The sequence below is a fragment of the Mesorhizobium sp. M7A.F.Ca.US.014.04.1.1 genome (assembly GCF_003998745.1).
In the GTDB taxonomy this organism is placed as follows: domain Bacteria; phylum Pseudomonadota; class Alphaproteobacteria; order Rhizobiales; family Rhizobiaceae; genus Mesorhizobium; species Mesorhizobium ciceri.
Genome location: NZ_RZRW01000242.1, coordinates 1 through 8392 on the forward strand (window position 1 = coordinate 1; position 8392 = coordinate 8392).

Sequence of the window (8392 nt, forward strand, 5' to 3'; positions counted from 1 at the left end):
TCGTAGCCGCCGCCGATGAGCGGCCGCGCGCTCTGCAGCGTAAGCCCGAGCAAGCCGCCGCTGATGCCGGAAGCCAGTGCGGTGATCACGAAGGCGCCAGCCTTCACGGCCCGCACCGGAACCGCACTAGCCTCGGCGGCGCTGTAATTGCCGCCGGTGGCGAGCGTCCATCTGCCCCAGAAGGAGCGGGACAGGACGAAATGGCCGACAAGGGCGATGACCAGGAAGATCAACACCACGACCGGAATGCCGAACAGCCGGCCCTTGGCGAATTCGGCTGAGGCGGGATTGCTGCCATAGACGATGACCCCGCCGACAGCCGCCTGGACGATGCCCAGTCCGATCGTGCCAACGCCGAGCGTGGCAATGATGGGATTGATGCCGACATATCCGACCAGGCCCCCGTTGAGCAGGCCTATGAGGCCCGCGAGACCCACCGCCAGCAGGAACGCCGGCAGCGGCCCGATCATCGGCTGCAGCCCGAGCGACAGGATGGCGCCGCAGGCGATGGTGGCCGGCACCGACAGGTCGGCCAGGCCGCCGACCACGAGCACGAAGGTCATGCCGACGACGACGATGCCAACGATAGACATCGAGGTCAGGACGTTGAGCAAATTGCCTGACGTGAAGAAGGCGGGGCTGACGAGGGAGCCGTAGAGCATCACGGCGACGATGGCGAAGGCGAGCCCCGCCTTCGACAGGACATCGACAAGCCTGCTGCCACGCGTAAAGCGGTCGTTGCGGTTCACGCCACCGATCTCCATGGCCGCTTCGCTCAAGCCATCTCCTCCCCGGTGGCCAGCGCCATGATGCGCTCCTCGCTCAATTCGCTGCGCAAGAGAGGCTCGGAGGCATAGCCATCGCGCATCACCACCACGCGGTCGCAGACTCCGAGGATTTCGGGCAGTTCCGACGAGATCATCACGACCGCCATGCCGCCGGCGACGAGTTGGCCGATGATGTGGTGGATCTCGGCCTTGGCGCCGACGTCGACGCCCCGCGTCGGCTCGTCGAGGATCAAGGCCGAAGGTTTGGCGGCAAGCCATTTGGCGATGACCGCCTTCTGCTGGTTGCCGCCCGACAGAAGGCTGATGCGCCGTTCGCCGTCGGGCGGTGAAATCGAAAACTGCTTGACCGAATCCCGGGCAAGCGCGCGATCGGCGCTGCGGCTGATGCGTCCGAAACGGGTCAGGCGGCGCAGGATGGGCAGGCTGATGTTTTCCCGGACCGACATTCCAGGCACGACGCCATCGCCCTTGCGATCTTCCGGAACATAGGCAATGCCTGCCCTGACCGCCTGGGATGGCGAGTTGATCGAGACCTCGCGTCCGTTGACGCTGACCGTGCCCTCGACAAGCCGCGACAGGCCGAAGATTGCGCGGGCAACCTCGGTGCGGCCAGCGCCCACCAAGCCGGTCAAGCCCAGTATCTCGCCGGCGCGCACTTCGAAGCTGACATCGCGGAAGCGCTGTCCGTCGCTGATATGCTCCACGCGCAACACGGACTTGCCGATCGCGGCCGGACTTTTCGGGAAGACATTGCTAACTTCGCGACCGACCATCAGCCTGATCATATCGGCAGCCTTTATGCCCTTGATCGGACGCGTCTCGATCATTGAGCCATCGCGCAGCACCGTCACCTCATCGGCGATTTCGAGCACCTCCTTCAGCCGATGGCTGATGTAGACGATGGCGATGCCGTCATCGCGCATCTTGCGCAGGATCCGGAACAGCGCCGCCGTCTCATGCTCGCTGAGGCTGGATGTCGGCTCGTCCAGCACGATGATCCTCGGCTGCGCCGCATAGGCCTTGGCGATCTCGACGAGCTGCTGCTGGCTGATAGAAAGGTTGCCGAGCCGTTCACGCGGATTAATGGCCGCTCCGAGCTCGTCGAGGACGGCAGCCGCCGCCCTGACCATCTCGCGCTTGCGCAGAAAGGTCCATTTGCCGGGCATGCGGCCGAGATAGACGTTCTCGGCGACGGTCAGGTGGGGGACCAGATTGATTTCCTGGTGCACCATGCGGATGCCGAGCGCCTGGGCGTCGGCGGGCCGGCGCATGCGCACCTCGGCGTCACCGACTTTGATCGTGCCGCTGGTGGGCGCGTAGGATCCGTTGAGGATCTTCATGAGCGTCGATTTGCCGGCGCCGTTCTCACCCACGACCGCATGAACGGTGCCGAATTTCACGGCAAAATTGACGTTGGACAGAGCCTTCACGCCTGGAAAGTTCTTGCTGATGCCTCGCATATCCAAGGCGCAATCGGCGGCGACGGTCATATCTGGCTAGGTTCCTCCTGGCGGCCGGCCGGTGCGCTACATCGGCCTTCGATATGTTAGTATAATAGCGCTGCAAACGCAGTTCGGGCTTCTTCGAACAAGCTTGAATGGCCTGCGCTGTTGAAGATCCAAGCCTCAGTCCCGGACTGAATTTTCCATCGTTCATCCTCACTATTGCACTAATATAACAGTTCTGGCAAGCTGGATTCCGGCGGGTCGTCATGACGTCGTGCGTCACCGACCCCCACGCTTGTATTGGATGCGTTCCAATTGACATTCTAGTATTATCTGGCCATTTCTGGTGAACGAAGACACGGATTTGCAATGGACCTGGATCCTTCGACGCTCAATCGGGCTCTTCCGCTCCGCGATCAGATCTACCACAAGATCCGCAACCTGATCGTCGTCGGGCAGTTGAAGCCGGGAGAGGTCATCAACGAGGTCGCCATCGCGGAGGCCCTGGGGGTGTCTCGCACCCCCGTTCGCGAAGCGGTCAAGCGCATCAGCGACGAGGGCCTGGTCAAGATCCTGGCGCAGACCGGCACCTATGTTGCTCCGATCAGCCGGGCCGACCTGGAAGAAGCCTATGTCATCCGGCGGGCACTGGAGATGGAAAGCGCCCGACGCGCGGCCGCCAAGTTCACAGCGGCAGCCAGCGAATTGCTGGAAGACAACATGGCGGCGCACCGGCTTGCCATATCCCGCGGCAGATATGCCACCGCGATACAACTCGACGATGTCTTCCACCGCACCATAGCCGAGATCTGCGGCCTGCCGATGATCTGGAGAGCCGTCGACATCTCGAAGGCACAGATGGATCGCGGGCGCTATCTCGCTATCCCAAGACCGGGTTATGGCGAACAGACGATCGAGCAGCACGAGGCCATTTTCGACGCGCTGAAGCGCCACGACGCCGAGGGTGCGGCACGGGCCATGGAACATCATCTCGAGACGTCGTTCCGCAACACGCTCGAAGTCGCCGCCGACCTTCTCGGCTGAAGCCCCGCGAGCAACCAGCATGCAAAGAATGGGACTTTGTATCGGCGTGAAAGCCGAGGCGATCGCGGACTACAAGCGCGTCCACGCCGCCGTCTGGCCCGAAGTGCTCGACGTCATCAGCCGCGCCAACATCCGCAACTATTCGATCTTCCTGCGCGAACCGGAGAACCTTCTGTTCGCCTGCTGGGAGTATCACGGCAGCGACTTCGCCAGGGATGCAGCGCGGATGAGCGAGTCGCCGGCCATGCGCAAATGGTGGGAACTGTGCGACCCCATGCAGACGCCGCTGCCGACGCGCGCCGACGGCGAATGGTGGGCGGCCATGGGAGAGGTCTTCCATCTCGATTGACCGGAACGTTATCGGGCAGTCGCTTCCCGGATATGCCCCAACGACGTGGCGACCGGTCCGTCTTTCATGACGACCTCATCCAGTCTCCGGCCTTGACCTCCTTGACCTCTGACATTCTATTATATTAGTATTCCAAATCATTTCTTGTCTCTCGACCTCCTGTCGCGGAGAACTTTTTCAGAGTATGGGGTCATGGCGCGGTTCATCAAGCTTTCGGGGGCCGACAACATTCTTCTGGCGGTCGATCCGTTGAAGATCGGCGAAAAAGCCGGTGACGTGGCTGCCAGGGCACGCATACCGCGCGGGCACAAAATGGCCTTGCGCGACATCGGCTCGGACCAGCCGATCGTGAAATACGGCCAGACCATCGGTTTTGCGCGGGAACCAATCGTCGCCGGCGACTGGGTTCACGAGCACAATGTGTATCTGCGAAATTTCGAACGCGACTACGTCTTCGGCACGAATACCAGGCAAACCGAGATCGTTGCCGAGGCCGAGCGCGCTACTTTCATGGGTTACCGCCGGCCGAGCGGCAAGGTGGGCACGCGCAACTTCATTGCCGTCCTGACCTCGGTGAACTGCTCTGCCAGCGTCGCCCGGTTCATCACCGACGAGGTCAACCGGTCTGGCATCCTGCGCGACTATCCCAATGTCGACGGTATCATCGCACTCGTCCACGGCACTGGCTGCGGCATCGACACCAAGGGTCCCGCTTACGACCTGTTGAAAAGGACGCAATGGGGCTTTGCCACGAACCCCAATATCGGCGGCGTGCTGATGGTCGGACTCGGCTGCGAAGCGTTCCAGATCCCACGCTGGATGCAGTCGTACAACATCAAGGAGAGCACGATTTTCCGCACGATGACCATCCAGGAAACCGGCGGTACGCGAAAGACGGTCGAGGCTGGCGTGAAGGCGATCGTCGACATGCTGCCTACGGTGAACGCCGCCGAAAGGACGCCGCAACCAGCCTCCGAACTGGTGCTAGCACTGCAATGCGGCGGATCGGACGGTTACTCCGGCATCAGCGCCAATCCGGCACTAGGTGCTGCGGTGGACCTGCTTGTCGGGCAAGGCGGTACGGCGGTGCTCTCGGAGACGCCCGAGATCTATGGCGCCGAACATCTTCTCGCCTTGCGCGCCGAGAGCCGCGCGGTGGGCGAAAAGCTGATCGAACGCATCCGCTGGTGGGAGGATTATACCGCCAGGCACGACATGGAGATGAACAACAACCCTTCGCCCGGCAACAAGCTGGGTGGGTTGACGACCATCCTGGAGAAATCGCTCGGCGCTTCCGCCAAGGGCGGCACCACCAATCTGCGGGCGGTGCTGGAATATGCCGAGCCGATCAACGAGCGCGGCCTCGTCTTCATGGATACGCCCGGCTACGACCCGGTCTCGGCCACCGGGCAGGTCGCCGGCGGCGCCAACATATTGTGCTTCACCACCGGCCGCGGTTCGGCCTTCGGCTGCAAGCCGACGCCCTCGATCAAGCTTGCCTCCAACAGCTTCATCTTCGAGCAGATGCGCGAGGACATGGATATCAATTGCGGAGACATACTGGACGGCGTCTCGCTGGCCGAGAAGGGCGAGGAGATCTTTGCCGAGATCCTGCGCGTCGCTTCCGGCGGGCGCACCAGGTCGGAAGCGCTCGGCTATGGCGACAACGAGTTCGTGCCATGGAGCCTTGGCGCGACCATGTAGCGATCGCCGGCCTGCACAGGCCGGCCTTTATCCCGGAAGTAGCTCAAACGGAAAGAACCGCTCGACATGAACAGGATCGATCTTGACGGCCAGCACGCTGTGGTCACCGGTGGCGCCCAAGGCCTCGGCTTCGCGATGGCCAGGCGTTTCGTCGCTTCCGGCGCGACGGTCAGCTTGTGGGATCTCGATGAGGCCCGCCTCGAAACCGCCAAGAAGGAACTCGGCAACGCTGCCACGACAGAGATCGTGGACGTCGCCGATTGGACGTCGGTGGACGCGGCGCGCGCCAGGACCGAAGATCTGGCCGGCAAGATTTCCATTCTGGTCAATTCCGCCGGAATTGCCGGCCCTGCCGCCCCGCTCGACGTCTACGACATCGAGACGTGGAAGAAGGTCATCGACGTCAACGTAAACGGTACGTTCTACGTCAATCGCGCCGTGGTTCCCGGAATGAAGGAGCGCAATTACGGACGGATCGTCAACATCGCTTCGGTCGCCGGCAAGGAGGGCAACCCCAACGCCTCCGCCTATTCAGCCTCGAAGGCGGCGGTCATCGGCTTGACCAAGTCGCTCGGCAAGGAACTGGCGCAGTACGACATCGCCGTGAACTGCATCTCGCCGGCCACGGCACAGACGCGCATCCTCGAACAGCTGACGCCGGAGCACATCGAATATATGCGCTCGCGCATTCCGCGCGGCCGCCTGCTGGAGGTCGACGAAGCCGCGGCGATGGTCGCCTGGCTCGTCTCCAAGGAGAACAGTTTCACGACCGCCTCCACGTTCGACCTGTCGGGTGGGCGGACGACCTATTGAAGGGCAGTTGCCGTTCAGCCAGGCAACCGACCGAGGCCAGCCGCAAAGCGCGCCACCATCGCCACGCCGGTCTCGTTGGGCCGCATCGCCGGAGCCCGGTCGTGTATCGGGATGCCTGCGCGGGCGCCGAACAGCCGCTTGCCGTAGCAGATCAGGTTCTCGATGCCCTGCATGACGAAGACCGCTGCCGGCAGCATTCTTGCGTACTCGGCCTCGGCCGTCGCTTCGTCACCGATCCGAAACGCATTGTAGGCGCGCACGGCGAGGTCGATGCCATCAGGCGCCAGGATCATGCCGCGGCAACCGATGCGGAAATTGTCGATCAGTTCAAGGCCGCCGCGTCCGTTGAAAACGGGTATCCGGCCTTCGGTGCGTTCGATCAATCCGGCAATGTCGGTGACAGGGCCTTCGCCCTTGATCAGCCTTATGTTGGGATGAAGCGTGACAAGTTCGCGGATCTCGTCCGATGACAGGCCGCGCCCGAAAAACGCCGGCGCGTTCTGGATCGCCACCGGCAGGTCGGTTGCCTCGGCGACGCGGCCGAAGAACCTGGTGTATTCCAGCGCACCATAGGATCCGACCGGCGGCGGCTGCAGGATCACCCAATCCGCTCCCACGCTTTCAGCATGGCGAAGCTGTGCCACCTGCTCAGCCACCGAAGCGCCGAAGATGGTGAAGGCAAGCGGCACTTTTCCAGCCGTATCTTCCGCCGTCCAGTCCATGATCGTCCGGCGCTCGGCCTCGGTCAGCTTGGCGACTTCCGTCGCCAGGCCGAGCGCCGCCATGCCGTGCACGCCCGTCGCCAGGCAGATCTCGACCTGCCGACGCATCGCCGCGCGGTCCAGTTGTTCGTTCGCGTCAAAGAGCGCGTAGAGAATGGCGTGAATGGCGTGGAAATCGTCAGGCCGGAAATTGGGCATGCTGGTCGGCCTCAATGGCTTTCGCGTGGAATGGCGTGGCCACGGCATCCGACGAGAAAGTCGAGATCGGCGCCGCGGTCCGCCTGCAGGACACGGTCGACATAGAGGCCCTGATAGCCGCCGCGCATCGCCGGGACGGGCGGTAGCCAGGATTCACGACGCCGCGCCAGCTCCTGTGCCGACACGTCGAGATGCAGCTTCCTTGCTTCGACGTCGAGCTCGATGAAGTCGCCGCTCCTGACCAGCGCCAGCGGGCCGCCGATGGCGGCTTCGGGTGCGGCATGCAGCACGACGGTGCCGAAGGCGGTGCCGGACATGCGGGCATCGGAGATGCGGATCATGTCGCGGACACCCTGCTTCAGCAGCTTCCGGGGCAGCGCCATGTTGCCGACCTCGGCCATCCCCGGATAGCCCTTGGGGCCGCAATTCTTCAGCACCATGATCGACGCTTCGTCGACGTCGAGCGCGGGATCGTCGACGCGCGCCTTGTAGTCGTCGATGTCCTCGAAGACGACGGCGCGGCCGCGATGCTTCATCAGGGCCGGTGACGCGGCTGACGGCTTGATGATGGCGCCGTCGGGCGCCAGATTGCCACGCAGCACCGCGATACCGCCATTGGGAGTAAGCGCCTTGTCGCGCGGGCGGATCACCTCGGGATTGTAGTTTTTAGCGTCACGGATGTTGTCGCGCACGGTCTTGCCGGTGACGGTCAGCACGTCGAGATCGAGCAGATCGCCGATCTCCTTCATGACCGCCGGAATGCCGCCTGCGTAGCAGAAGTCCTCCATCAGGAAGCGGCCTGACGGCATCAGGTCGAGGATGGTCGGTACATCGCGGCCATATCGATCCCAATCGTCCAGTGTCAGTTCGGTGCCGACGCGGCCGGCAATCGCCAGCAGATGCACGACCGCATTGGTCGAGCCGCCGATGGCACCATTGACACGGATGGCGTTGGCGAAAGCTTCTTTCTTGAGGATGGCGGACGGGCGGAGATTCTCATTGACCATCTCGACGATGCGCCGCCCCGTCATGCGGGCGATGCGGCTGCGGCGCGCGTCGACCGCCGGATAGGCAGCGTTGCCCGGCAGCGCCAGGCCGAGCGCTTCGACCATCGAGGCCATGGTCGAGGCCGTGCCCATGGTCATGCAATGACCCGGCGAGCGTGACATGGCACTCTCGGCATTAGCGAAATCCTGCTCGCTCATCACGCCGGCGCGGACATCCTCGGAGAATTTCCAGACATCGGTGCCGGAACCTATCTCGCGGCCCTGGAAACGGCCATTGAGCATCGGCCCGCCGGAAATGACGATCGACGGCAGGTCGCAGGAG

8 protein-coding genes are annotated in these 8392 nt (G+C 63.2%); 4 read left to right on the forward strand and 4 right to left on the reverse strand.

Going from position 1 to position 8392, the window contains the following annotated elements:
- Both EOA22_RS17205 and EOA22_RS17210 read right to left on the reverse strand, forming a co-directional pair.
- Nucleotides 1-779: ABC transporter permease (locus tag EOA22_RS17205; RefSeq protein ID WP_245478646.1), on the reverse strand; the 779-nt coding region annotated here is incomplete at its 3' end.
- Nucleotides 776-2278, reverse strand: coding sequence for a sugar ABC transporter ATP-binding protein (locus tag EOA22_RS17210; RefSeq protein WP_063169854.1), 1503 nt, complete (start codon nucleotides 2276-2278; stop codon nucleotides 776-778). The genes EOA22_RS17205 and EOA22_RS17210, both read right to left, overlap by 4 nt.
- Before the next feature lie 324 nt (nucleotides 2279-2602).
- Here EOA22_RS17210 and EOA22_RS17215 point away from each other — a divergent pair, with 324 nt between their 5' ends.
- The 4 genes from EOA22_RS17215 (at nucleotide 2603) to EOA22_RS17230 (ending at nucleotide 6143) form a co-directional block, all read left to right on the forward strand.
- The gene (locus tag EOA22_RS17215) at nucleotides 2603-3277 is read left to right on the forward strand and encodes a GntR family transcriptional regulator (RefSeq protein WP_013528167.1); all 675 of its coding nucleotides are present in this window, start codon (nucleotides 2603-2605) and stop codon (nucleotides 3275-3277) included.
- A 19-nt stretch (nucleotides 3278-3296) separates the two neighbouring features.
- Nucleotides 3297-3626, forward strand: coding sequence for an L-rhamnose mutarotase (locus EOA22_RS17220; RefSeq protein WP_063169853.1), 330 nt, complete (start codon nucleotides 3297-3299; stop codon nucleotides 3624-3626).
- Nucleotides 3627-3818: 192 nt separating this feature from the next.
- Nucleotides 3819-5330, forward strand: a complete 1512-nt coding sequence (locus tag EOA22_RS17225; RefSeq protein ID WP_063169852.1) for an altronate dehydratase family protein — start codon at nucleotides 3819-3821, stop codon at nucleotides 5328-5330.
- 66 nt (nucleotides 5331-5396) lie between these two features.
- Nucleotides 5397-6143 carry an SDR family NAD(P)-dependent oxidoreductase gene (locus tag EOA22_RS17230; protein WP_013528170.1) on the forward strand — a complete coding sequence of 249 codons (747 nt, stop codon included), beginning with the start codon at nucleotides 5397-5399 and terminating at the stop codon, nucleotides 6141-6143.
- 14 nt (nucleotides 6144-6157) lie between these two features.
- On the opposite strand, the gene EOA22_RS17235 is transcribed toward EOA22_RS17230, so the two are convergent.
- On the reverse strand, nucleotides 6158-7063 hold the full coding sequence (locus tag EOA22_RS17235; protein ID WP_063169851.1) for a dihydrodipicolinate synthase family protein: 906 nt from the start codon (nucleotides 7061-7063) through the stop codon (nucleotides 6158-6160).
- Nucleotides 7064-7074: 11 nt separating this feature from the next.
- Nucleotides 7075-8392 (reverse strand): dihydroxy-acid dehydratase (locus EOA22_RS17240; RefSeq protein ID WP_127390108.1); only part of this gene is annotated, 1318 nt, incomplete at its 5' end.

Bases quoted from the DNA above. Each gene is read 5' to 3' on its own strand.
- EOA22_RS17230 (WP_013528170.1), top strand. From the start codon at position 5,397: ATGAACAGGATCGATCTTGACGGCCAGCACGCTGTGGTCACCGGTGGC.
- EOA22_RS17210 (WP_063169854.1), bottom strand. From the start codon at position 2,278: ATGACCGTCGCCGCCGATTGCGCCTTGGATATGCGAGGCATCAGCAAG.
- EOA22_RS17225 (WP_063169852.1), top strand. From the start codon at position 3,819: ATGGCGCGGTTCATCAAGCTTTCGGGGGCCGACAACATTCTTCTGGCG.
- EOA22_RS17215 (WP_013528167.1), top strand. From the start codon at position 2,603: ATGGACCTGGATCCTTCGACGCTCAATCGGGCTCTTCCGCTCCGCGAT.
- EOA22_RS17220 (WP_063169853.1), top strand. From the start codon at position 3,297: ATGCAAAGAATGGGACTTTGTATCGGCGTGAAAGCCGAGGCGATCGCG.
- EOA22_RS17235 (WP_063169851.1), bottom strand. From the start codon at position 7,063: ATGCCCAATTTCCGGCCTGACGATTTCCACGCCATTCACGCCATTCTC.